Annotated in this window: 10 protein-coding genes; 6 read left to right on the top strand and 4 right to left on the bottom strand. The window is 62.4% G+C overall.

All coding sequences use genetic code 11. The features are described 5' to 3' along the window. The first annotated feature begins 183 nt into the window (after nt 1–183). The 3 genes from Q1V60_RS23110 to Q1V60_RS23100 are packed head-to-tail and all read left to right on the top strand — an operon-like array spanning nt 184 to nt 12,386. Nucleotides 184–2,958 carry a Tc toxin subunit A gene (locus Q1V60_RS23110; RefSeq protein WP_300635162.1) on the top strand — a complete coding sequence of 925 codons (2,775 nt, stop codon included), beginning with the start codon at nt 184–186 and terminating at the stop codon, nt 2,956–2,958. Between the two features lie 36 nt (nt 2,959–2,994). Beyond that, a complete protein-coding gene (locus tag Q1V60_RS23105) occupies nt 2,995–7,848 on the top strand; it encodes a neuraminidase-like domain-containing protein (protein ID WP_300635160.1) in 4,854 nt (1,617 codons plus the stop codon). Beyond that, nucleotides 7,845–12,386 carry a SpvB/TcaC N-terminal domain-containing protein gene (locus tag Q1V60_RS23100; RefSeq protein ID WP_300635158.1) on the top strand — a complete coding sequence of 1,514 codons (4,542 nt, stop codon included), beginning with the start codon at nt 7,845–7,847 and terminating at the stop codon, nt 12,384–12,386. The genes Q1V60_RS23105 and Q1V60_RS23100 overlap by 4 nt, the downstream gene beginning before the upstream one ends. Before the next feature lie 49 nt (nt 12,387–12,435). Here Q1V60_RS23100 and Q1V60_RS23095 read toward each other — a convergent pair whose 3' ends face one another. Next, nucleotides 12,436–15,336, bottom strand: coding sequence for an RHS repeat-associated core domain-containing protein (locus tag Q1V60_RS23095; RefSeq protein WP_300635156.1), 2,901 nt, complete (start codon nt 15,334–15,336; stop codon nt 12,436–12,438). Between the two features lie 217 nt (nt 15,337–15,553). Between Q1V60_RS23095 and Q1V60_RS23090 the strand changes: the two genes are divergently transcribed. Continuing rightward, nucleotides 15,554–15,724, top strand: coding sequence for a hypothetical protein (locus Q1V60_RS23090; RefSeq protein WP_300635155.1), 171 nt, complete (start codon nt 15,554–15,556; stop codon nt 15,722–15,724). Continuing rightward, the gene (locus Q1V60_RS23085; protein WP_300635153.1) at nt 15,721–20,292 is read left to right on the top strand and encodes a SpvB/TcaC N-terminal domain-containing protein; all 4,572 of its coding nucleotides are present in this window, start codon (nt 15,721–15,723) and stop codon (nt 20,290–20,292) included. The genes Q1V60_RS23090 and Q1V60_RS23085 overlap by 4 nt, the downstream gene beginning before the upstream one ends. Nucleotides 20,293–20,413: 121 nt before the next feature. Here Q1V60_RS23085 and Q1V60_RS23080 read toward each other — a convergent pair whose 3' ends face one another. From Q1V60_RS23080 to Q1V60_RS23070, 3 genes are all read right to left on the bottom strand, one after another. Continuing rightward, nucleotides 20,414–23,401 carry an RHS repeat-associated core domain-containing protein gene (locus Q1V60_RS23080; RefSeq protein ID WP_300635151.1) on the bottom strand — a complete coding sequence of 996 codons (2,988 nt, stop codon included), beginning with the start codon at nt 23,399–23,401 and terminating at the stop codon, nt 20,414–20,416. A 137-nt stretch (nt 23,402–23,538) separates the two neighbouring features. After that, complete coding sequence (locus Q1V60_RS23075) at nt 23,539–23,832, bottom strand: BolA family protein (RefSeq protein ID WP_300635149.1); 294 nt, start codon at nt 23,830–23,832, stop codon at nt 23,539–23,541. Between the two features lie 6 nt (nt 23,833–23,838). Further along, nucleotides 23,839–24,357, bottom strand: coding sequence for a DUF2059 domain-containing protein (locus Q1V60_RS23070; protein WP_003175221.1), 519 nt, complete (start codon nt 24,355–24,357; stop codon nt 23,839–23,841). Between the two features lie 192 nt (nt 24,358–24,549). On the opposite strand from Q1V60_RS23070, the gene Q1V60_RS23065 reads away from it, so the two are divergent. Then, the gene (locus tag Q1V60_RS23065) at nt 24,550–25,938 is read left to right on the top strand and encodes a class II fumarate hydratase (RefSeq protein ID WP_124371345.1); all 1,389 of its coding nucleotides are present in this window, start codon (nt 24,550–24,552) and stop codon (nt 25,936–25,938) included. The last annotated feature ends 82 nt before the right edge of the window (nt 25,939–26,020 follow it).

Here is a 26,020-nt window from a genome sequence, read left to right as displayed (position 1 = left end):
GACGCCGGCCAGACGGCGCGGCGCGCATTCTAGCAAAACCACGCCGCCACCGCATCGACACGCCGCCGCTGATATTTCCTCGACGCCCTCGCGGCTTTGGCCGACCTCGGCCCGCTTTTTCAAGTGATAGCGTCTCTCATCGCCCATTGGATCCACCAGTGGGCGCACTGGGAGATCATTGCCATGGAAACCTCAAACAGTCCGTTGCTGGCCAAGCTGGTGGACACATCCGTCACACCCGGCGAAGGCAAAGTCGAGTTTTTAAGCGCCTTGAGTCAGCTTGGCATTACCAGCGTGCTGGACATCGTCGAACTGCCCAAAGCTCAGTTCATCGAAAACCTGGCTGAACTCAATGATGACGATGGCGCGCTGGCTTACGACCGGGCGCTTTCCTTTGCCACGCAGCTGCAATGGCTGGGCGACCAGCAACCGTTGGCCTTCAGCCCAGGGCTCAAACGCAGCGAGCGCGAGGTAAAAGCAGTCACCTCCAGCGTGTTGGATGAAGATTGGGGCAATTTCTGCGCCCCGGACGCCCTCGCCGCCATCGATTCTCCGGTGGCCTACTTGCGCGCGCTGTATCTGTTTGCAACGCAGCTGGAGAAAAACGGCAAAGGAAGCCAAAAGAAAATCCTTTTGAGCGAACGCCGCCCCGACCTGCAAACGCTGCAGATCGATCACGATACGACGTTTGGCCAGCGGCCCTTGCTGTCGATCATGGAGGAGGTGTTACGCGAGCAACTGCGCAGACATCATCCGGCGCAAGAACTGCACTCGTTGCTCAGCGCACAGCATTACCCGTTGGTGCTGCCCTATCACCATCACCACCATCAATGCCGCCTGGGCTTGGCCGGAACCCAGTACAGCCTGGGGGAGTTGAACTACCGAATCAGCAAGCGCCTGCCACTCAATGAAGTCGACAGCGCAGCGTATGCCGACGTGCTGGCCCACAACCCTGACACGCAATGCCTGCTCAGCGAGCTGAACCCGGAACAACAAAAGCTGTTGACCCAAGCCAGACCCGACGACGTGCAACTGCTCAAGACGCACTATGGCTGGGCCCGCACCGCAAGGGACAGCAAGGCCAGTTTCCCCACCAGGATCGAGGACTTCCTGCGTTGCACAGGGCTGGATAGCACCCAGTTGCAGGCACTTCTGGCGCAGAACCGTTTCGCGCCCCATACGTCACCCTCGGCCAAGGGCCAGGCGTCTGCGACGTTTGGCGCCCGCTACATCAACGCCGGCGCCAGAGCGCCGATAACCGTCGCCGTCATCGGTAACGTCGCGACCCTGGAGAATGCATCAGGCCAGCAATTCGACCGCCTGCACCGGATGATCCGCCTGCAAAAGTGGTTCGGCCTGACGTTCTGCGAACTGGACACCCTGATCGTCAGCGCCATGGCGTGCGAAGGCAGGGCCAATGCCGAGTGGCAGATCAACCAGAACACCCTGCGCGCCCTGGGTGTGTATCGCTACTTCAATCGACGCTACAACCTGTCGCCGCTGGAGTTTTGCGCGTGGCTGCACCGTGTGCCGGTGCAGGCCAATGCCAAGGAACAGCCCTTGTTCGATCAGGTATTCAACCGCACATCGGTGTCCGGTCAACCGCTGGCGCTGGATGGCCAGCTCTTCGATGCGCCGACCCGCCAGCAAGTGTGCGCGGCGCTGGCATTGACCGATACGCCGGACTCCCTGCAACTGCTGCTGGAGGCGGCGCCACAACCTGCGCGCAGGGACCTGGCCACCTATTCCTCGCTCTATCGGCAGGCGCGTATTGCGCAGGTTTTCGGCTTGTCCGTGCAGCACTGCAAGCAACTGGCCGAACTGCTCGACCCCGCCGCATGGGCCCGGTTGAGCGCTCCGGCATTGCGCGCTAAAGGCACTGCGTCCGTGGACTTTCTTGCCGTGCTCATGCAGCTTGACTGGGCGGCCACCTGGCTCAAAGACCGCACTATCAGCATGCCGCAGCTGCGCCAGCAACTGCTGCTGGACCCGGTCGTCGACAACCCGGCGTTGTCGCGCTGGATAGACGTGCTGCAAGACCCGCCCTACAAGCTGCTGTCCAGCGAGCAACTTTCAGCGCTGAACCTTCCGCAGCCCGCCGCCGGGGAAGGTCTGCCGCATGTTGAATGGACGAGCGTGTTTGCCCAGGTATTCATGCCGCCACGCGATCTGGCCCAAAGCCGAGACGCGACAACCGCCCTGCGCCGGGCAATCGATGCGCTTACCCTGAGCAAACTGCCCGAGCAAGATCGCCGGTTGAAGGACCAGGCCTGGGAAGCCCTGCTTTCAAAGCTCAAAAGCGTTTCCAGCGCTTACGCCGCCGAACGTTTGAGACAACTGCTGGAGGATTCGATACCGGCGCGCTACACCCAGGAATTGTTCCTGACGTACTACCACACGCTCTTCCAAAGGCCGTCCAGCGCCGTGCAGCTTCCCGCGCCCAAGCATCTGGTTCTGTTGATTCCGGACATCGCCAGCCTGCTGCCGCTGCCGGTCAGCGGCACGTCGCTGCGCCAGCTGCTGCTCTATCCCCGATGGCTGGACGGCACGCTTTCACTCAACGCGCTGGTCGAGCTGAACCTGAGCACGCTGTACCTGCTGCAACGGTTCCGAGACTTTTGCGACACCTGTGGCGTGGCCCAGGAAAAACTCCTGGAATATTTCCAACACGCCAACAACCACAACAACCAAAACGGTGAGCAGCCGCAACGGCTCAATGCCCGATTGAGCCATTGGCTGGGTTGGAACGAACAAGAACTCCAGGCGCTTATCGCGACACTGCCCGCCGGGATGGTCCGTTCCATGGACCAATTGGACTGGGTCATGCGTTGCCGAAACGCCTGCACCCTCACCCGGCTATCCAGCCAAACCCTGCTCGACGCCAGCGCATTGAACACCGGCAGCGACTTCAACCAGTGGAAATCCCTGGGCGAAGCCGTGATCGCCGCACGTCAATGACAGCCTGCCCTTACCTCACAGACTCAAGGAATGACCATGTCTGAGACCCTCGACCGCACCCTCAATGAGGCGCGCCGTGACGCCATGCTCGGTTACTACCTGGCCCATTGCATCAGCACGCCCCTGAAACAGTCACTGCGCACCCCAAACGATCTCTACGACTATTGGCTGCTGGACGTTCAAGTCAGCCAGGCCGTGCCGAGCAGCCCGGTGGCCAGTGCCATCACCAGCCTGCAGCACTACATCAGTCGAATCCATGCCGGCCTTGAACCGGGCTATGAAGACCAGGGCATGTCACCCGACGAAACGCGCGCCTGGCAGACGTCCCTGCACGCCTACCCGCTGTGGAGCGCGAGCCAGCAACTGCGCTATCACCCGCATAATTTTCTGGACCCCACGTTGCGCGAGGACAAGAGCGCGAGCTTTCAACACCTGGAGAACGACCTCAACCAAAACAGGATGCAACCGGCCACCGTACTGACTGCGGTCCAAGGCTACCTGTCGCGGTTTGAAGGGATGGCCAGCATCCGCACGCTCAATGGCTACATTGACGGCGATGTGCAGGCACTGGGAGCGAGCACCTATTATTTCGTCGGTAAATCCGCCGCCGACAACTTCTATTACTGGCGGTCACTGGACCTGTCCCAACGTTCCACCCTCAACCCGGACGCCCCCTCTGCGCTGGCCTGGAGCGATTGGGAAAAAATCAGCCTGAGCTTTTCAGGCGACATTCCCGACCACAGTATTCGCCCGGTGCTGTTCAACAAGCGCTTGTTCATAGTCTGGGCCGAGTGCACCAAACCTGCGCCTTACAACGCGTTCAACACGCCCGCCAATGGCGATGCCGAAGCGCAGGACGAAGAAGAGAAGCAGCGCCAGGCTGAATGGTTAAACAGCCAGTTCGTGAAGTTCCGCCTGTGCTTTTCCTATAAACAACTGGATGGCAGCTGGAGCCTTCCGCGCACGGGCCTGGAAGAGCACTGCGTGACCCAGGGGATTAACGCCCTCACGCCAGCCCTGCTCCCAAGCGTTACCCAGACCATCGCGGTGGTGGATAACCGTGCACCGCCCACCTTGTTCCTCGGCATACAGGCCAGTTCACAGAAAGATAGCGTCGAGCTGTTGGGCGAATTCTTCCAGGCCATCTCCGTGGACCAGTCCCTGGCGATTAAAACCGTCGCCTCTGGGGGCAGCCCGGACCGCTACACATTCATACCGGGGTCGGCCGTGTCCCGGGAAACCATGCGTCTGCTGGAAGCTTTTGAACCGGCGGTAAAAAACCCGCTGCAGACCGCGTTGCGCGGTGGCCCGGATAAAGACAATGTGTTTTCCAGCACCTTGTTGCCCTCGTTCGCCAACCAGTACTTCACCCTGTTTCTTTCGCTCAACCAGAACAACTTGCAGTTCAAAACAAAAGAAGCCGACGAGCACAAAAAAACAACGATTGCCTTTTCACCCAAACAGCCGCCCATTGAGACCTTTAAACAATGGAACTTCGAAGATAAAAGTAAACATATCGCCACCGCCACCACCGCCTATGATCCGATCACCGACGAAATCATCATCACCTCGAAAACAACCGAGAGCTTCCTGCAAACATACAAAATCGTTCTTAAATCCGAACAAAATGAGATGGTCATTTCGCTGTCCACCAAGTCGGCACTGCATGATCCGAACACATCCGAAATAGAGCTGAACAACGACTCGAGCATCACGGTAAACGAACTGATCAACCCCAACGTAACCATCGTTCGACATACGCTGTTTTTGAAATCCAATACGACGGGCAAAAGCTTTACCAACGCCCTCTATGATAAAGACTCGATATTGCTGGACCTGACGGGCGTGAGAGAAAGCGCCAAGGACAGCAGGCTGGGGCAGCCGGCAGATGCACAAGTTCGCATCGTGAAATACTCACTGGGCGGAAAGCGCTTCAACAAAAGTGCGTTCCTGTATCTATATACCCACTCACAGGACGAGTTCCTGACGATCCTCGATCGCTACAGCGACTACAGCGTTCCCGGTGATGACCCCGATAATAAAAAACTGCATTTCGTCAATGACCTGAGGCTGACGTCAAGCGTTTCCCTGCCCAGCATCCGCCTCTACAAGCACGTCATCATGCAGTCCAAGCTGCCTGACCTCCCGATGCCCGCAGCCATCAATAACAACACGGCCCTTATCCTGAACCTCACGGACATCGATCATGAAAGCGATGCCGACGCCTCCCCGGAATTGCCCAACCAGCACATCGCGACCGCACGCATAAAACTGCCCGCCCCATCATCGCCACCGCTGACCGTGATCCACGGCGTGATTATCCTTGAGCGGACCAAGGAATCCACGAAAGCCATCGGGCTTGCGCTCCAGGCCGGTGAATGCGCGCTCGTCGGGGCCGACACCCCTGCCAAACCGATGCTCGCTCCCCACATCGAACGCCTGCGCAGCGAACAGGCCGCGACCGTCGAGTTCATGGATTTCTCCGCAAGCATCAACCCGACGATCCCGGCGATCCGGCTCAATACCAGCTTTGCCCGGCAACTGGTCGACACCGCCGCCCTGAGCCTTGAACCGTTGTTTTCCAAGCCCGCTCAAGACTGGACGGAACCGCCTCTGACTGAAGGCTCCCCCTCCCAACCGCTGGATCTGCGCGGCGCCCACGGCAAGTATTTTCGCGAACTGTTCATTTACTTGCCCTGGACCCTCGCCCATTACTTCAACCAACAACAGCAATACGCCCACGCCGAAACCTGGCTGCACTATCTGCTCGATCCTCGACGGCCCGACGCGGGGACGCTCAATGCACTGGTCAGCCAACCAAAGGAACTGAGCTATGCATGCCGGCATCCGGAAAGCGCGCATTACCAAGCCTTGAGTTTTCCGGGTTACTTGCGCAAAGCCCTGAGCCTGCTCAACGTGGACATCCTGCTCAACCGGGGCGACGCGGCCTATCGACAGGTGAGCCCCGACAGCCTGGCCGAAGCCAAACTCTGGTACATACAGGCACAAAACTTACTGGGCAGGCGGGCGACCGTCACGCGCGCCGATGCCTGGGCCCCGCTGTCACTGAGCGCACTGGCCAGCGACACCTCAACGACGCTGCGCCGGTTGGAACACCTGCCCGAACACACCCAGGCGCTCGCGGCACAGTGCAAAACAGCCGGGCAACGCACCTGGCTCAAAGACAGCCCGCATCTTTGTCGCCCACTGAACAGCTATCTGGTTGCGCGCTGGGACACCCTGGAAAGTCGCCTGCATGGGTTACGTCATCACCTGGACATCAGTGGCAAGCCGTTACGCCCTTCACTGTTCGCCCCGCCGCTGTCTCCCGCAGCACTGCTGGCGCGACAGGCCCAGAGTGGCGCAGGCGGCGACAGTGGGTCGGTACCGGTCCGTCCGGAAGTCGGCCACTATCGGTTCCAGGTCATGCTGGGCCACGCGTTGAGCGCGGTAGACAGTCTGATGCAGTTCGGCGCCACACTGCTCACGCTGATCGAACGCAAGGAGCAGGCGCAGTCCCTTGAGCTGCAACAGCAGCACGCCTGGGAACTGGCCGAAGGGGTGGTGACCCAGCACACCCAGGCGCTGGTCATTGATGAGAGAAACAGAGAGGCCCTGCGCCGCAGCCGCGCGGTGGTCCAGGCGCGCGTGGACTACCTGGCGCTGCGCTTGCACGAAGGCATCAGCCCCGGTGAAACCGCAGCGGGTCAACATTACCTGGAGAGCGCCGCCTGGGAAGCAAAAGTGGCGCTTTCCGGTATGGCCGCCGGAGCGGCAATGCTCATGCCCAATATCTTCGGTACCTCAAGTGGAGGCTCGCGCTGGGAAGGCGCGTTTCATGCGGCCCAGGCGTTTACCCAAGGTGAGGCCAATGCCGCGCGTGCCAGCGGCAACGACCTGGACCGGGCCGAGCAATTCAATCGTCGCGCCCAGGAGTGGACGCAAGCCGAACAACAGGCGCTCCTGGAATTGGCACAGATCGATGCTCTGCTGCTGGCACATACCGAGCAGGAAACCGCCACGCGCCTGCAACTGCGCAATGCCCGCCACGCGCTGGCACAGGTCAAGTCAGCCTATCAATTGCTTGGCGCTCGCTTTACCCGGGCCGAACTTTATCAGTGGCTCAATGCGCGACTGGGCACCTTCTACTATGCGCTGTACGACAGCGTGCAATCACTGTGCCTGGCCACCGAAGCCTGCTGGCAATACGAAACCGCCGACGACCGGCAGTTTTTCCAGGGTGACGCCTGGCAAAACGCCTCCCGCGGAATGCTGAGCGCCGAAGCGCTGAAACTTAACCTGGTGCGGATGAACACGGCGTACCTGCAGCACACCCCTCGGGACCTGGAAATCAATAAAACCGTGTCACTGCGCGCGCGCCTGATCGAATGCTCGGTCATGACCACGTTACCCGGCCAACCCATGCCCCCCGCCAAAACCTGGGCGGACCACAAGCCGGCGCTCGTCAAAGACGGCACCCTGTGCTTTGAGCTCACGCAAGCCCTGTTCGATGAGGATTACCCTGGGCACACGCTGCGCCGCATCAAGCACATCAGCGTGTCGTTGCCGGCGATACTGGGCCCCTATGAGGACATCAAAGCGACCTTGACCCAGCACCGCAATCAACTACGAATGCCCGATGGCACACTCAGGACCGACCTGCGGGCGCACCAGCAAATTGCCCTGTCACGCGGGCTGGATGACAGCGGGATGTTCACCCTCAACTTCGACAATGATCCCCGTTACCTGCCATTTGAATACACCGGTGCCGTGTCGTCCTGGCGCTTGAGCTTCCCCCAGCCCGCCCAACAGAAACGCCTGCTGGAATCGCTCACCGACATCATCATCCACGTGCGCTACACCGCACGACCGGGCCGGAGCGCAGCATGAATACCGCGCCCACCTCATCGCCCCTCAACGTACCGTCGCTGCCCAGCACCGCCAGCACCCTTGAGGGGATCGCCAAAGGTTGGGGCAGTGTCGGCGCCGATGGCACGGCAACGCTCGAGATCGCGCTGCCCCTCTCCCCCGGCCGTGGTTATGCGCCGCAACTGGCGTTGACCTACCGCAGCACCGCCGGCAACAGCGCATTCGGGTTCGGTTGGGACATCAATCTCAGCGCCTTCAGCCGGCGTACCCAGCGCGGCGTGCCGAGCTATAGCGCGGCCGACACGTTCCAGGGGCCGGACGCGCAAGTGTTGATCCCCGAATGCCGCGCCGATGGCGCGCCCGTCCAGATCCAGCGCAGCCACTTCAATCAATCGCCACTGGATACGCCCTACACCGTCACCCGCTATTTTCCTCGAGTGGAAAGCCGTTTCGAGCGCATCGAACACTGGCGTTCAGCCTCCGATGCAGCGGGCTTCTGGCTGGTGCGGGCAGGCGACGGCAGCCAACAGGTGTACGGCAAGACGCTCTCGGCGCGCATCAGCGATCCCGACCAACCGGAACATGTCGCGCAATGGTTGCTGGAGGAAAGCCTGAATGCTCATGGCGAACACATCGGCTACTGCTATCACGGCGATACCATCCGCCAGCCGTCCCCGTACGACTGTCGAGCGCAGCGCTATCTGCGCGGTGTGTTCTACGGCAACACCAAGGCGCGGGAAAAAGAGACGTTGTATGTATTCAAGACCGACGACCTCACCACCCAGAGTTGGCACTTTCACGTGGTGTTCGACTACGGGCAGCGTACCGCAGCCCTGGACCGCGTGCCGCCGTACGATGCCCTGAATCCCTGGCCTCTGCGAGGTGACCCTTTTTCCAGCTACGCCTATGGTTTTGAGCGGCGTACACAGTACCTGTGCCGACAGGTCCTGATGTTTCATCGCTTCCCGGACGAGCCGGCCATGGGGCCCGCCCCCGTCCTCGTCAAGCGCCTGTTATTGCAACACCGCGCCGCCGGCAATGGCCTGAGCATGCTGACCGCCCTCTACGAGCAGGCCGTGGACGCAAAAGGCCTGCTCACCAGCCTGCCGCCGCAGGAATTCAACTATCAAAGCAGCGCCCTGCACCTGGGCAGGGACCGCTATCAGCGCCTGGAGGGTTTTCCCGGCCTGAACGATGGCCAGCGCTATCACTTGGTGGATTTACACGGCGAAGGCCTGCCGGGCATGTTGTACCAGGGCGACGGGGCCTGGTATTACCGCGCGCCCCAGCGCAGCGAAAAGCCCTCCGACACGCAGGCTGTGACTTACGCCCCCGCTCAGGCATTGCCCGCCGGGCCTGCGGGAGAACATCCGTCGCGCCCCGTGCATCAGGCTTTGCTCGATGTCGATGGCGACGGTCGTCCGGAATGGGTGCTGGCCCGTCCGGACATGAGCGGTTTCTTCAGGCTGAACGCGCAGCCCGGATCGGGATTCGTACCGTTTGACGCCTTCCCCGTGGAGTACTTTCACCCCGGCGCGGTCTTTGCCGACCTGATGGGCGCGGGGTTGGGCGACCTTGCGCTGATAAGCCCACGCAGCGTGCGCCTGTACGCCAACCGCCAACAAAGCGGCTTTGCCGCCGGAATCGAGCTGGCACACGGGATCGAGGGCGATGACCTGCCTTCGCTTACCCCGTCGAGCACCGATTGGGTCGGTTTCAGCGATGTACTCGGCAGCGGCCAGCAACACCTGGTGCGCATCCGTCACAACGAGATCACCTGCTGGCCCAACCTGGGGCGCGGCAAATTCGGCAAAGGTCGGGTGCTGGCCAAGCTGTCGTTCAAGGACACGCTGTTCAAGGCCGCCGACGTAAGGCTGGCAGACCTGGACGGCTGCGGCGCCGCCGACTTGTTGTACCTGTCGTCCGACGATGTGCGCATTTATCGGAATCAGGGGGCCGACGGTTTTGCCGAAACCCCCTTGATACTGCCCTGGCCACCCGGCGTGCAGTATGACGACCTGTGCCAGGTCAGCATGGTGGACCTGCATGGCCAGGGCTGTGCAAGTTTGATCATCACCACCCCGCACCCGAACCCGCAACATTGGCACTACCGTTTTTTCGAACGTAAACCCGGCCTGCTCAACTACACCTGCAACAACCTCGGCGCACAATGTCGGATGGCCTACCGCAGCAGCGCCCAGGAATGGCTCGACGAAAAAAAACAGGCGCTGGCCGAAGGAACACCTCGCGTCAGCCGGGTGCCGTTCGCGCTTAACCTGGTCAGCCGTCAAATACAGCACGATGAAATCACCGGGAACACACTGACCCAGCACTTCAGCTATCGACAGGGCTATTACGACCCGCTGGAACGCAGCTTCCAGGGCTACGGCCTGCTGCTGCAAACCAACAGTGAAGCCGGCGCCGGCAACGAGCACGGTGGCGGCATACTGAGCAAACGCTGGTTTCACACAGGTCGGTTATTGGACATGCCCCATGACGGCTACAGCCGCCATGATCCACAGGCCATCACACTGGGCGGCACCCTGTTGGGGCAACTTGAAGTCAGCGCACCGGCCCACCCCAGCGACCACCACGACCGCCTGATCGTCGCGCCGACGCCCGCTCAACAACGGGATGCGGCCTACGCCCTCAGAGGGTTGCCGCTGCGGGTAGAAGTGTTCGCCCGCACCCCGTCCGGCGGCGTGCCTTACTCCGTGCGGCAACATCGCTACCTGGTGCGTCAGTTGGCGCCGGCGTCGGCCACACAGCCATGGGCGCGGATGTTGCCGCTGGCCCTGGAGTCGGTGGTGTGCAACTACGAACAAGTCGACGATGACCCGGCCTGCGAGCATCAGATCAATTTGCGCTGGGACCCTTATGCCGGCGTGGTTCACAGTGTGACGGTGCACCACGCCAGACGTAAAACGATGGACGATGCCCCGCCTGCGCAACTGGTCGATGCCCACCAGCAACGGTGGTGGCGTGACACCCACGACCCTGCGCAACAAGCCTGCTACCTGAGCGAAACCCTGGCGCAGTGGATTCACCTGACTCAAGAAGATCAATGGCGCCTGGGCCTGCCCTATCGTCAGCGCCTCAACACGTGGGTGATGCCCAAGGGCGAGGCGCCCACCGGTTTGAGCAGCGCGGCAGTCAGCTATGAAGCGTTTATCCCGCGCAACTCCGGGCCACTGGGGCCGCAGGCGCCGCGAGAACTGAGCGGGTTGTCCGTGCAGCGTTACCGTGAGGCCGGCGGCAAGGGGGTGACCCTGGCGCCTGGCGTCGCGACCGTACAGGCGCTCAGTGATTGCGTGGAAACCGCCGAGCTGGACCCCAACGCTCTGCACGCCTACGCGCAAATACCCGCCCTGCCGGGCGAGACGCCCTGGGACCTGAAGCAGCAGTTGCAGCACATCGGTTATCACCCCATGGAGGTGTTTTTCTGCGCCAGTACCGCCGAGGTCAACGCCCCGCCGGAACTCTGGTCCGTGCGCCGGCAATTCCCCCGCTACCTGAATGCCAAGCGCTTTTACCGCTTGCGCAGTTGGCGGCTCACCGAGTCGTTGGGCGAAGCCACCCTGGACTACGACCCCTACTGCTGCCATGTCACCCAAATCAAACAAGCCGATGGCTGTGTGACACTCGCCACTTACGACTATCGCGTGGGGCAGCCGATCAAGCTCACCGACCCCAACGGCACAGTGCATCAGGCGCGGTACGACGGGTTTGGCCGGGTGGTGGCCAGCAGTTTCCACGGCACCGAAGCCGGTAAAGCCACCGGGTTCGGGCCGCTGTCAGCTGACGGTCCAGCCCTGGACAGCGTGATCGACCAGGCGCTCACGGCGCCCGAAACCGTGCAGGGAAACGCTGCCAGCACCTACCTCTACGCGCCGTTCAGTTGGATGGGCACCATCGCCAAGGCTGACATACGTGCCCATTGGGTCGCCAAGCACTATCTGATGCCGGACGGACACATCCCTGCAGCCATCCGGGAAAGCTTGAAAAAACCGGCAGGGAACGACAGCGAAGATAAAAAAAACCTGCGGGCACTGATCGCCAAAGCGCCTCGAGAGCCCGTGCACTGCCTGACCCTGCAGGCCGACCGTTACCCTGGCGACGAGGCGCGGCAAATCCGCATGACGCTGACCCACTGGGACGGCTTCGGTCGCACGCTGCAGAGCAAGCAGAAAACCGAACCGGGCCTGGCTTATCAGGTGACGGACGACGGCATGCTGAGCCTGGAAGACAATCGCATCAAGAACGTCAACGCGCGCACCCGCTGGCGCGTCAGCGAGCGCGTCGAACACAATAATCAAGGCTGGGTCATCCGGGTCTACCGCCCCTATTTCGCCGACCGGCATGGCTATATCAATGATGTCTTCCTGCGCGAGCATGGCCACAGCGACCGTCAGTTCTACGACCCGACGGGCAGACCGACCCGCACGGTCAACGCCAACGGCTCGTTCAGGCGCATCACTTATTGGGCCTGGTACACCGTGAGCGAGGATGAAAACGACACCGCCGGACAACCCTCGGCCCCCGCGCCCATCACCGGATAAGCGCCTTCGCGCCGGGGCCCGATGGCAAGGGCCCTGGCGGCGACAGGCTTCAGCGGTGCGGGTTACGTACGCCCTCCACTCGGTACTGCTGGCCACCGAGGTGCCTGAACATCAAACGATAGGCACCGCGCCCACGGGAAGAGGCGTAACCGTGCAAATCGGCGGACCACAGTTGATCGACGTGACGATGCCAATGCACCGCGCTTAAACGACCTTCACGCAAGTGACCGAGGGTAAGGGCAATACTGCGGCCCGTGCGGCTCGATGGGTCGATACCTTCAAGCGCCTGGGTGTCGATCTCCATCCGTGGGGTCGCGGCTCGCATCGCCGTCGGCGCCACCGTCCGCACCTCGGCCTGCGCTTGTGGACCACCGCGTGCGCGACTTGAGCCGGCAACCTGTGTCGTCGCCCCCACTTCGAACGCGCTTGCCCCCGCCTGCTGACTGCTCGCGCCAGCGGGCTCACGCCCTGGGCTTCGCAGCATTATCGCAGCATAGCCCATGCGTTTGAGCTCGGGCACCGGGTTACGATTGCCCCGCAGTACTCTGTCGACGTCGCCCGGTTGGTCCACAGGCCCCGCGTAGCCATGGATGCTCCCATGGCGCGAAAAAACGTAAATGGTGATGTCTCCTTTAGCTGGGCGACGCGCATAGGCAAAACTCACCAGCCGCTCCGTTTCTTCGTTCGTCAGCTGCGCCTGCTGCGCCAAACTGATCGCCGTCTCCGTAATACCCCTGGCAAATTCTTCCTCTTCGTATTGCGCAACCCTGGCCATCGCCCTCGGTAGCATCCGTTGCTCGAGGCGGCTGGCACCAAACAGTACGCCTCCCACCAGAGCCCCCACGGCGGCCCCCGTGGTCGCATCGCCAAGCAGCGCCCCCACTCCCAGGCCCAGCAAGACCAAAAGCAGAATGATGGCAACCCCTTCCTCTGTTGAAACTTTTCTCGTCGCGGCCGGCTGCAGCCCCATTGAATCCACGAAGGTGATCGGGTTGTTAAACGCCATGGTATAGAGGTTCAACTGCTCACCATTGCCTGCGGGATCGGGGCTTATCCAGCGCTGCAGCCACGGGGCGTAATAGCGAAAACCGTAGTAATACAAACCGCTGCCGTCACGCTCCTTGCCGGAATATCGGCGGGTTTTGTAGCTACCTTCCACCGCGTTGCGCGATGCCCACCACGCCGTCCCCCCATACGGAAAATAACTTTCCTGGCTCAATAACTCGCCCTGTTCGCCCAACTCCAACCCATGGCTGGACTGCTGATCGGTCAGGCAAAAACGCAGGGTTTCATCGTCAGCCGCCGCCTCGAGTCCCAGCTCCCATTGCAAGACCTCAACCGTGCAACAGGCCACTTCCAGGCGCAGTACATTCAGCCGACGCAACGGTTGCTGGCGAATTTCCAGGCCTGGCAGGTAATACACACGGGCCGTTTGCCGACTGCCGGCCACCTGCTGGTGAGTCAGCTTGAGCGCCCGCTGGCCGTCGCCTGCATACACATAAGCCTCCTCATCCGGGTCCGCGTCCTCTCGCACAATGGACGTGACCTTGGCCAACTGATTACGCACGTTCCAGGCCATCGGCAGGCCACGCCCCAGCTGTTTCTGGTTGCCATTGGCATCAAAGCCCTGCGCCGGCTCGCCAACCGCATATTCGCTCGACAACCCACGATTGCTGCCGCTGGCGACCTGCATGGTGCGGGTGTAGCCGACGCCGCTGGACGGTACATGGCGCAGCCGGGTCAGGTTGCCGCCCTCGTCATAGGCATAGTGCTGGGTGTAGTTGCGCCATAAGCCGGCATCGGTCGAACCGAACGAAATACGCGAGGGCAACGCCGGGCCGATGGCGGCAGTCGTGCTTTCCCGGCCGGTCGCCTGGGTCAGTTGGTACAGCGAGTCGTATTCATAGCGACAGCACGCCTCCACTTGCGTGTTATGGCTCCATTGCGTGGGTTGCGCCTGATCCTGCAGGTTTGAAATATTGCCCACGGGATCATAGTCGTAGCTCAAATCCTGCAAGGGTGCCGTCAGCTGATTGTTGCGGTACGCCATCAGCCGGTACAGGCGGCCGTCCTCGGCCCGATACGAGGCCAGGCTGCGCACGCCATTGCCCAACAGGGCCGCTTCCACCTGGCCGGCGGCATTGTAGGTGTAGCGCTCTACCACGGTCTTGCGCGCGCCACTTTTCAGGGCCAGGTGAATGTGTTTCGCCTGGCCGTCCAGCCCATAGGCAAACTGCTGGCCATTACCCTTGGCGTCGACCTGTTCCAACGTGCCGCCAAGGGCGTCATACGTCCAGCGCGTGGTGTAACGCGCGCTTTCCAACTGCTGGTTCTGATCGGCGTGGGCAAGCGGCCAGTCAACATCGCCCGGTGCCTCGCGAAAGCGCCGCGTTTGGCCAAGCACTTGCCCGGTCACCCCGTATTCGTCGAACACCTGCGTGCCCGCCGGGTCGGCATGGCGTACCAGACGGCCGCTGCGGTTAAGTGCGCAGTGTTCCGGCGTTGGCGCGGCATACACCAGGCGTTCGACACACCGGGGCCGGGCCTCGCCGGCAGCTTGTTCGAACACCGCCACCGGGCGCTGCAAGGCGTCGTAGTCGTGGCGCTGATAGGCACCCCGCCCGTCCCAGGCATGCAACAGTTGACCGGAGGGCGCGGCCAGCATCAGCCGCGTGCCGGCGTCCACATCGTTGCTGCGGATCAGCGCACCGGACAGGCTGTACACCGACACCTGATTGGCCTCGGTCAAGGGTTCGCGCAATTTAAGCGCATACAGGCGCGGGTCCCACTGCTGCAGCAGCAGGCCGCTGGCCCCATAGACTTGACGCCTGACACGGGCCGCTGGCGCCGTCTGGGGAGACTCGCGCAGGTACGCGACGCTGCGCACGGTCAACCCACGGGGGTCGAATGCCGCAAGCGAAGGTGTGTTTCGATGAAGTGAAGCAGACATGACTACATGACCTGAATTGCACAATGGTCAAAAAAGCCTAGGGATCATGTTCTGAACAGAGGTGGTATCGGTGTATGGACGGCGGCGCCGACACCGACGATCACCTGGGTTATTCAAGGCCATGGTTCCCTGGGCCAGCGCTGTGTAAATACCTATGCCCGGCCCCTTCAGCCTGCGTGATAGCGTTTTTCATTGCCCGCCGGACCCGTCGGCGGGAGTGAAGGAACGTATCGATATGCAAGCCGACAGCAGCTTCTTGCTCGCTCAACCGATTGATCACGCACGCCCTCCCGCCCCCGGTCGGGACGATTTCAAGACCACGCTGCAGCGCCTCATGGCCACCCGCAACGACAACGACGCTCCGGCCGCCGATGGGGGCCAGGCATGAGCGACGACACTCTCAAGCTGCAGATCAATACCCCGGCCCTGCCCAAGGGCGGCGCTGCCATCCAAGGCACCGGCAAGGGCTGGGGCGATATCGGCTCCAGCGGTACGGCAAGCTTTGAAATTCCCTTGCCGATCTCTCCCGCACGCGGCTACGCGCCGGCCCTGTCGCTGAACTACCACAGCGGCGCCGGTAACGGCCCCTTCGGCCTGGGCTGGCAGGTGCCCCTTGGCGCCGTCAGCCGACGCACCTCCCATGGCGTGCCTGGCTACACCCCACAGGATGCGCTGGCAGGCCCCGACGGGCAGGTCTGGCTACCTGAACGCGACGCCCAGGGCGCGATCATCAGCAGCCGCCTTGACTCATTCAATGGCTTGCCGCTGCCCATCGCGTATACGGTTACCCGTCACTTCCCCAGGATCGAGGCGCGCTTCGACCGTATCGAACACTGGCACTCGGCAACCGACACGGCCGGCTTCTGGTTGATACACAGTGCCGATGGCAGCCAGCACTTTTACGTGAAAACCCCGTTGGCCCGGATTGCCGATCCGGACCACACGCACCATGTGGCGCAGTGGCTGTTGCAGGAAAGCCTGAATGCCCACGGCGAGCACATCTATTATCACTACACAAAGGAAACCGATAACGCGCGCTACCCCAGGGACTGCCGAGCCCGGCATTACCTGGAACGTGTCTGCTACGGCAATTTCACCGCCAGGGAACAGGAGCAGCTTTACCTCTGGCAGACCGACGATAAACCGGACGTGGGCTGGCACTTTCAATTGCTCTTCGATTACGGCGAACGCGCCCTTGAACTGGACCAGCGGCCGACGTACCAGAAGATTCGGGACTGGCCGGCACGCCCCGACCCCTGCTCGGATTTTGCCTTCGGCTTCGAGCTGCGCACCCTGCGCCGTTGCAGCCAGGTCCTGATGTTTCACCACTTCCCCAAAGAAGCGCACATGGGCGCCGACCCGGTGCTGGTCAAGCGCCTGCTGCTGGAATACCGCACACCCAGCCATGTCAGCCTGTTGAGCGCCATCCACGAGCAAGCCTTCGACAACACGGGCAACAGCGTCAGCCGCCCGCCGCTGGAGTGTCTGTATCAGTCGAGCCAACTCAAGGTCGACCCGAGCCGCTACCAGGTGTTCAGCGTATTGCCCAGGCTGCATGACGGCGACCGTTATCAACTGGTGGACCTGTATGGCGAAGGCCTGCCTGGCGTGTTGTATCGCGCAGACAAAAGTTGGTATTACCGTGAACCGTCAAGGCCGCAACACCCGAAAACCAGCGACGAGGTGAGCTATGGCGCAGCCCTGGAGTTGACGCAGCTGCCGGTCGCCGACAGCACCCGGCCCATCCACCAGGCGCTGGCCGATGTGGATGGCGACGGGCGCTTGGACTGGCTGGTGGCGTGGCCCGGAATGAACGGTTTTTTCAGCCTGGACGAACAGCGCAACTGGTCCGGCTATACGCCGTTCGATGCATTCCCGTCGGAGTTCTTCCACCCCCAGGGCATGCTCGCCGACTTGATGGGGGCAGGCCGTCGAGACTTTGCGATGATCGGCCCACGCAGTGTGCGCCTGTATGAAAATCGCCGAAGCCAGGGCTTCGCACCCGCCAACGAGGTGCCGCATACGCCCGACGATGGCTTGCCGATTATTTCCTCCTCGCCCCACGAACTGGTGGCGTTCAGCGATGTACTCGCCACGGGTCAACAGCACCTGGTGCGTATCCGGCATAACGAAGTCAAATGTTGGCCGAACCTGGGTCGAGGCCGTTTTGCCCAAGGGTTTGTATTGGCCACATTGCCGCTGCGCGAGCAGGCGTTCAACGCGGCGCACGTACTGCTCGTCGACCTCAATGGCGGCGGCGCGGCAGACCTGCTGTATTTGAGCGCCACTCACCTGAGTATTTTCCTCAACAAAGGCGGCAACGGCTTCGAGACACAGGCGATCAAGGTCCCATGGCCCGAGGGGGTGCAGTATGACGACCACTGTCAGGTCAGCGTTATCGATGTGCTCGGCCTGGGCTGTCCAAGCCTGATCCTGACCGCCGCTCATCAGACCCCCGTTCACTGGCGCTATGACTTTTTCAGCCAGAAGCCCTGGCTGCTCACGCGCACCTACAACAACATGGGCGCCCAGGCGTCGATCACCTATCGCAGCAGCGCCCAGGAGTGGCTGGACGAAAAACGCGAGCTGCATGCCACGGGCCAGCCTGCGATCAGCCAACTGCCCTTTGCGCTGCTGCTGGTCAGCCAGCAAACCCAACGGGACGAGATTACCGGCAACCAACTGACCCAACGCGTGAGCTATCGCCAGGCTTACTACGACCGCGTAGACCGCGAGTTCCGTGGCTTCGGGCTGTTGCTGCAAACCGACACCGACAGCCGCAAGGACGCCCCCCAGGCATCCGTCACCAGTGCCCCCGTGCTGAGCAAAACCTGGTTTCATACCGGGCGTTCCCTGGACATGCCCACCCTCGGCCACAGCACTCACGACCCGCACGCCAAGGCGCTCGGTCGCACGCTGATCAGCCGCTACAGGGCCACGGCTCAGGGACTGCCGCTGGAGCATCATGACGATTTGATCAGCGATCCTGCGCCGACGCTGGCACGCGAAGCGGCCCGCGCACTCAGTGGCGTGGTGCTGCGGGTCGAGGTGATGGCGGCCGACCCGGCGCAGGACGTCGTGCCCTACTCGGTCAAACAGCAGCGGTATCTGGTACGCGAACTGGCGCCGGCCACTGCTCATACGCGCTACGCCCGGCTGCAGCCATTGGCCCTGGAGTCGATCAGTTATCAATATGAAGGCGTGAACGACGATCCCGTCTGCCAGCACCAGATCAACCTGCGCCGGGATGCCTATGGTTACCTGGTGCATGGCGTGACCCTGCATTATGCCCGCCGTACCAGTGCCGACAGCCCACCGCCCGCCGTGCTGGTGGATGAGCACCAGCAGCGCTGGTGGCGCGACACCCATGACAGCGCGCAACAGTTTTATTACCTGAACGAAACGCTGGCGCAGCCCATTCACCTGGACGACGCACAGCAGTGGCGCCTGGCCTTGCCCTACCGCGAACGACACAACACCCTGGTGCTCGGCAAGGCGCCGGCACCGGGTGGGCTGGACCCTGCGCGTATCGCCTATGAGCTGTTCATCGACACCCGCACCGGGCCCTTGGCCGCAGGGGCCAGCCGCGTACTGAGCGGCTTGTCGGTGCAGCGCTATCGGGAAGCCGGTGGCTTCGGCAAAACCCTGGAGCCCGGCGTCGCCACTGCCCAGGCATTGGCCGATTACCTGGAAACCGCAGAGCTGGATGGCAAGGCCCTCGGCGTTTACAAAGACATACCGGCCATGCCCAACCAACCCACGGTGAACCTGGGGCAAAAGCTCACCGACAGTGGCTATCGCACCATGGCGATGTTTTTTCTGTTCGACGGCGAGGTGCCGCCCGCGGAAAACAGCCTGTGGTCGATTCGCCGCCACTTTCCGCGCTATGGCAAGCCCAGTCAGTTTTATCGATTGAGAGCGCTGCGGGCCACCGAGGCCCACGGCGAAACGACCCTTCAATATGACGCCTACTCCTTGCAAACCCTGCTTGTCAAAACCCCCGACGGTTGCGTGACCAAAGCCGAATACGACTATCAATTGCTGCTGCCGATAAAAGTCACCGACCCCAACGGCACGATTCAAGAGGCGCTTTATGACGGTTTCGGGCAGTTGCTGGCCAGCACGTTTTACGGCCAGGAACAAGGCCTGGACGTGGGCTTCGCCGCGCTGAAAAGCTACCGCCCGCTCACCAATCCAACGCCCGGCCTTGCGATCGAACAGGCGCAAAGCGTGTTGCAAGACATGGCCAGCGCACACTGCTACGCCCCGTTCAGTTGGATGGGCAGCATCGACTTGGCCCTGATCAAGCCCGAGTGGCTGGCCAAGGCCTACCTGCTCCCCGGCGGGCATATCCGCATGAGCGCGCGAGCGCGCCTGAGTGCCCCTCGCGTAAGGCTCAGCGACAGCGAAAAACAGCTCAAGGCGCTGGTCGATACGGCCAGCCGCACGCCGGTACACGCGCTCATGTTGCAAGCCGACCGCTACCCCGGCGATGCCGAACAGCAGGTTCGCATGACCTTGAGCTGTTGGGATGGCTTCGGCCGCTCGTTGCAGACCAGGCACAAGACCGACCCAGGCCTGGCGCATGGGGTCGACGACAAGGGCAACCTGCTGGTCGACGACCTGCCGGATGCGGCCGGCACCTTGAAGAAACAGCTGCGCCACGTGCATGCCGACCCCCGCTGGCGGGTCAGCGAGCGTGTCGAATACAACCACAAGGGCTTGGTTATACGCATCTACCGGCCCTACTTCGCCAACAGCCACGCCTACGTCAATGATCACTCCATGCGCGAGCTGGGCCACAGCGACCGGCTGTGGTATGACCCCCTCGGGCGCCCGACACAGACACTGACCGCAGCGGGCCTGACGCGGCGAACCACCTACTGGGCCTGGTACACCGTCAATGAGGACGAAAACGACACCTCTGAAGCGCTGAACCCGACTGACGAACCTTGAAGTCACAGGTATTCATATAACGTTTGGTCCCCGCGCAAAGCCCGTGGCATCCGTCAGCCAAGCGTTGAGGGCCGCCACGGGCTGTTGAAGGGGCCGCGGCGACGGCCCGTTCATGCGCCTGTCAGGGTCGCGGGGCGGCGCGCCAGCTCGCCCACAAGGACGTGTAGCCACGCCTGGCATACTCTACGAAGAACCCGCGCCATTCGGTCAATGAGGTAATCAGGCCGCGCGCCGCCATGACAATCGTGCGAGTGCCCCGGCTTTGCGCGCTCTCGGGCAGGCCCGTCAGCGCAGCGGCCAATGCCTCGACCCCGGTCATGGCCCAGTACGTCCACACTTGGTTGAACATTCTGCTCAACCCGCCATGCGTCAGCCCGGCAGGGTCCGGCACCTGCACAGTCAAACCATGGGGATCGTGGGTGGCCGTGGTGTGACCGCCACGAATAAACGTTCCCATCGCCGCATCGTAGGCTTCAATGGCGGGCGACACATTGGCTTGCATCAGCGCAGGCACTTCCCCGCCGTACACCGCGCTGGCGACGGTTGCAACCGCGTACGCCGCCGTCGCGCCGGCAGTGCGCCCGGCCCTCGACCGCAGAGGCGTGCTGCCCCAGGATACGCCGGTGCCGTGCCCACGCATGATCTGCTGCATCAGTTCCCTGGAGAGCGAGCGGACATGCCCGGTCAACCGCTGCACCGCCACGGGGTCCCAGTGTTCGCCGGCTTGAGCACTCAGCATGTCGGCGTGGTAGGCATAACTGATACCCACAGCTGCTGCCGAAACAGTACCGATCTGTGGCGCAAGGCGTGTCCAGTTACCGGCGATGCCGGTGCTCATATGCAGCGTGGCCAGGGTATCCAGCGCCGCGACGGTATAGCGCAACGCATGATTGCGCTCCGGCGTGGGCTGGAGGGTGCTGAATACCGCCAGGTCGACGCCCGTCGCGATGGCATTGGCGATATAGGTTGATAAACCATCGCGAATCGCGGCCGACGAGGCCGCTTGTATCCTGGGGCGCAAAATCCGCCCCATTGTCGCGAGCCGGCGGCTGATGGAAAACCTGCGCAGTGACTTGCTCTGGGGCGACTCCAACGCCGGTGTCCCGGTCAGCCCTTGCGCATCGACCTTGGTAACCGGGTTACCGCCAACCATGGCATACAGATTCAAGCCATCGGCATCGCCGGTCGGGTCCGGGCTGATCCAGCGGCATAACCACGGCGCGTAGTACCTGAAGCCGTAGTAAGACAGCCCGCTGGCATCGCGCTCCTTGCCCGAATAACGGATGAACCTGTAACTCGCCTCGCTGGCGTTTTTCGCCGCCCACCAGGCCGTCCCGCCGTAGGGGTAATAACTTTCCTGGCTGAGCAGTTGCGCCTGCTCGCCCAGTTCCAGGCTGCTGCTGCCCAAGTGGTCCGACAAGCCGTAACGGATCTGCGCGTCCTGGCGCTCCCCCGAAGGGTGGCGATCCCACAACAGGACGCGCACGGTGGTGGTTCCGACATCCAGGTTGAGTACATTCAGTTGTTCGCCCGTTGCGCTGTCATGGCGAATTTCCAGTCCCGGCAGGTAGCGCACCTCGGCCGTATGCACCACGCTGCGGGCCCGGGAGACCCGGCGCTTGAGGATGCGCTGGCCGGTGGCATCGTAGGCGTAGCGTTCTTCATCGTTGTCGCCGCCCTCGCGCCTTACTTGCGTGAGGCGCACCAGTTGATTGCGCACGTCCCAGTGCATCTTGTGATCGCTTTCCAACGCTTGCAGGTTGCCGTTGCGGTCAAAGCCCTGCCCCAATCCCGGCGCGGTTTTGCCACCGGCCTGCGGCAGAAAATGATTGCTGCCCGCGGCCACGCTCATCTGCCGCGTGAAGCCTGTGCCGCTGCTGGGCACATGCTGCAATTGAACTACATTGCCGGCGGCGTCGTAGCTGAACCGCTGGGTGTAGCGACGCCATACGCTGTCGTCAGCCGAGCCGAACGCCACCCTCGCCGGTAACGCAGGGCCTGCGGCGTTGCCGGCGGTTTCGCGGCCGGTGGCTTTGGTCAGTTGCGATAACGTGTCGTACTCATAGTGGCTGGCCGAACTGATTCGGGTGTTGCTGGACCATTGCGTCGGCTGGGCCAGGTCGTCGATCCGTACAACGTTGCCAACGCCGTCATAGTCGTAGCTCAGGTCTTGCAGCACGGCGCCCCGTTGCGTGGGCAAACGGGCAGTCATTTGCCGCAGGCGACCATCGAACTCACGGTAGTGCATGGCGCGCACCACGCCGTTGCCGGCGCGTTCGCTGAGCACTTGGCCGGCGGCGTTGTAACGGCGCTGGCCGAGCACCTGGGTGCGCGCACCGCCCTTGGGCGTCACCCAGATACTCGCCGGTTGGCCGTCGATGCCGTAGGCGTAGTCGAAGCGATTGCCCTTGGCATCGGTGTGATGCAGGCGCTCACCCAACGCGTTGAACCCAATGGATGTCTGGAACCTCTCGGGCTCCAGGCGCACCTCGCGTTGTGCCTCGGGCTGCGGCCAATCCAACGCAGCGTCCGCCTGGCGGAAGCGCCGGGTCTGCTGCGCCACTTCGCCGTGCAGCCCATACAAATCCTGGAACAACGAGCCGCCGCCGTCATCGTGGCGAACCACCTGGCCACAGCGGTTGCGTGCGGCCTCTTCGGCCGAGGGCGTGGCATAGGCCAGACGCTCGACGCACTGCGCTTGCTCGTCGCCGGCCGCCTGCTCGAAGACGGCGACCGGGCGCAGGTATTGATCATAGTGATGCGTCTGCCGAGCGCCACGCCCATCCCATTCTTCCAGTAAATGCCCGGCTTCCCCCATCAGCGTCAGCCGCCAGCCGGCGTCCACGCTGTCGGTGCGCAACGTTTGTCCGCCGAGGCTATAGACCGTGCGTTGGTTGGCCGGAGTGTCGGGTTGTGAGCGTGACAACTGCCACAACCGTGGGTCCCACTGTTCAGTCATCAAGCCGGTACTGCCAAACACTTGACGATGAATGCGCACCTGCGGCTCGACCTTTGCCGTTGAGCGGTGGTAATCGATGTTGCGGACAATCAGCCCACGCGGGTCGAATGCGGCCAGGGACGGCGTGTTTCGATGGATGGAGTCTGGCATGACTTCAAGACCTTATTGCTGAATAAGTAGTCCTGAAAGCCTAGGGATGGGGTTTGGAGAAAGGTGGTACTGGAGGATGTTTTGTGTATCCGGGTACTGGCATCGCCCCGGCCCGCTCGCGCGGGCCGGGGCTGCGCTCAATGCCCGCCGGCGCAGGTCGGCGAGGCCGGCGCTGCGTCGATGTTCGCCCATTCTTCAGGCGTGTAGGTATGCAGCGCCAGCGCATGAAACTCGCTCATCAGGTCACCCAGGCTGGCGTAGACCTTCTGATGGCGCTTGACGCGGTTGAGCCCCTCGAATTGCTGGCTGACCAGCACGGCCTTGAAGTGGGTCTGCAACCCACGGCTGTGCATATGGCTCTCATCCAGCACGCTCAAGTGTTGCGGGTTCAGGGCGGCGAGCGCCGTTTCGATACGCTGTTGCATGGTCATTGGTGCTTACTTCTTCTTGGCCGGTGCGGCGGCTTTGGGTGCCAGCTCGTTGGTCATGTCTTCCAACAGCTTGTTCACCACCGGCACGGCGCTTTCCAGTTTGGCCTGGGTCATCTGGGCCGATTGCTGGGTCAGCTGCGGCATTTTTTCCAGGACTTTCTTGCCCAGTGGCGACTGGTAGAAAGCAACCAGGTCCTTGAGTTCGGATTCGCTGAAGTTGGTGGTGTAGAGTTTGACCATGTCCGGCTTCAGCTTCGGCCAGCCGATAGCCTGGTCCAGGGCGGCATTGGCCTTGGCCTGGTAGCTGTCGAGGACCGACTGCTTGGCGGCAGGCGCCTTGGTCTGTTCGAAACGCTGGGCGAACATTTGCTGCACTTGCATGTACACCGGGGTGCCCAGCTTGTCGGCGTGGGCCAGGGTAAGGAAGGCTTCGGCACTGGCGTTGTGGCTGGCGGTATCGGCAAAAACCTGGCCGCTGGCGCAAACCAGAGCAACCGCGGTACAGATGGCACGAAGACGAGTCATCGAGTTTCCTTTCTAGCTGGCGAGGTAATACCCCAAGGGCGACCATTCTGCGCCTAAAAAACCTCGCGGCTCAACCCCAGGCCTTGTCGGGCCTGGTTTTGCGTGGCGCAAATCCGATGAAGCGTGTTTTTTGGAACCCTCCGGGCCGATCAGGGCCTAAACTGCGCAAACGAACCTGAAGGAGTGTGCCCGATGAGCCGTATTGAAACCGACAGCCTGGGAGACGTCCACGTCCCGGATGACGCTTACTGGGGCGCCCAGACCCAACGCTCGCTGGTGAATTTCGCCATCGGCGAACAGCGCATGCCCCTGGCGGTGCTGCATGCCCTGGCCCTGATCAAGAAGGCTGCCGCACGCGTCAACGACCGCAACGGCGACCTGCCCGCCGATATCGCCCGCCTGATCGAACAGGCCGCCGATGAAGTGCTCGACGGCCAGCACGACGACCAGTTCCCCCTGGTGGTGTGGCAGACCGGCAGCGGCACCCAGAGCAACATGAACGCCAACGAAGTGATCGCCGGCCGCGCCAATGAGCTGGCCGGCAACAACCGGGGCGGCAAGAGCCCGGTACACCCCAACGACCATGTGAACCGCTCGCAGAGCTCCAATGACTGCTTCCCCACGGCCATGAGCATTGCCACGGTCAAAGCGGTTCACGAGCAGTTGCTGCCGGCCATCACGGTGTTGTCCGGTGGGCTGGCGGAGCTGGCGGCGCGGCATATGAAGCTGGTCAAGACCGGCCGCACCCACATGATGGATGCCACGCCGATCACCTTCGGCCAGGAAGTCTCGGCGTTTATCGCCCAACTCGACTACGCCGAACGCGCCATCCGCAGCGCCCTGCCCGCCGTATGCGAACTGGCCCAGGGCGGCACCGCCGTGGGCACCGGGCTCAATTCGCCGCACGGTTTCGGCGAGGCGATTGCCGCCGAGCTGGCCGCGTTGTCGGGCTTGCCGTTCGTCACTGCGCCGAACAAATTCGCCGCCCTCTCCGGCCATGAGCCGCTGGTGACCCTGCACGGCGCGCTGAAAACCCTGGCCGTGGCCCTGATGAAACTCGCCAACGACCTGCGCCTGCTGGGCTCCGGCCCTCGCGCCGGCCTGGCCGAAGTCAAGTTGCCGGCCAACGAGCCCGGCAGCTCGATCATGCCCGGCAAGGTCAACCCGACCCAGTGCGAAGCGCTGTCGATGCTGGCCTGCCAGGTGCTGGGCAATGACGTGACCATCGGTATTGCCGCCAGCCAGGGGCACCTGCAGTTGAACGTGTACAAACCGGTGATCATCCACAACCTGCTGGAATCGATCCGCCTGCTGGCCGATGGCTGCAACAACTTCCAGGAACACTGCATCGCCGGCCTTGAGCCCGACGCCGAACAGATGGCCGAACACCTGGAACGCGGGCTGATGCTGGTCACCGCGCTGAACCCGCATATCGGCTACGACAAATCCGCGCAGATCGCCAAGAAGGCCTATGCCGAAGGGTTGACACTGCGCGAAGCGGCGCTGGCGCTGGGCTACCTCACTGATGAGCAGTTCGACCAGTGGGTACGCCCGGAAAACATGTTGGAAGCCGGTCACTGAGAAAGCCCAGGGCCTGAATGCGGGAGCGGGCTTGCCCTAATGCCAGTCAGTTAAGACAGAACCGGTCACTGTGGCGAGGGAG

The sequence above is a fragment of the Pseudomonas sp. genome, assembly GCF_030147005.1.
GTDB lineage: Bacteria > Pseudomonadota > Gammaproteobacteria > Pseudomonadales > Pseudomonadaceae > Aquipseudomonas.
The sequence above is the reverse complement of the archived record's forward strand: the minus strand, read 5'-3'. Positions and strand labels throughout refer to the sequence as shown.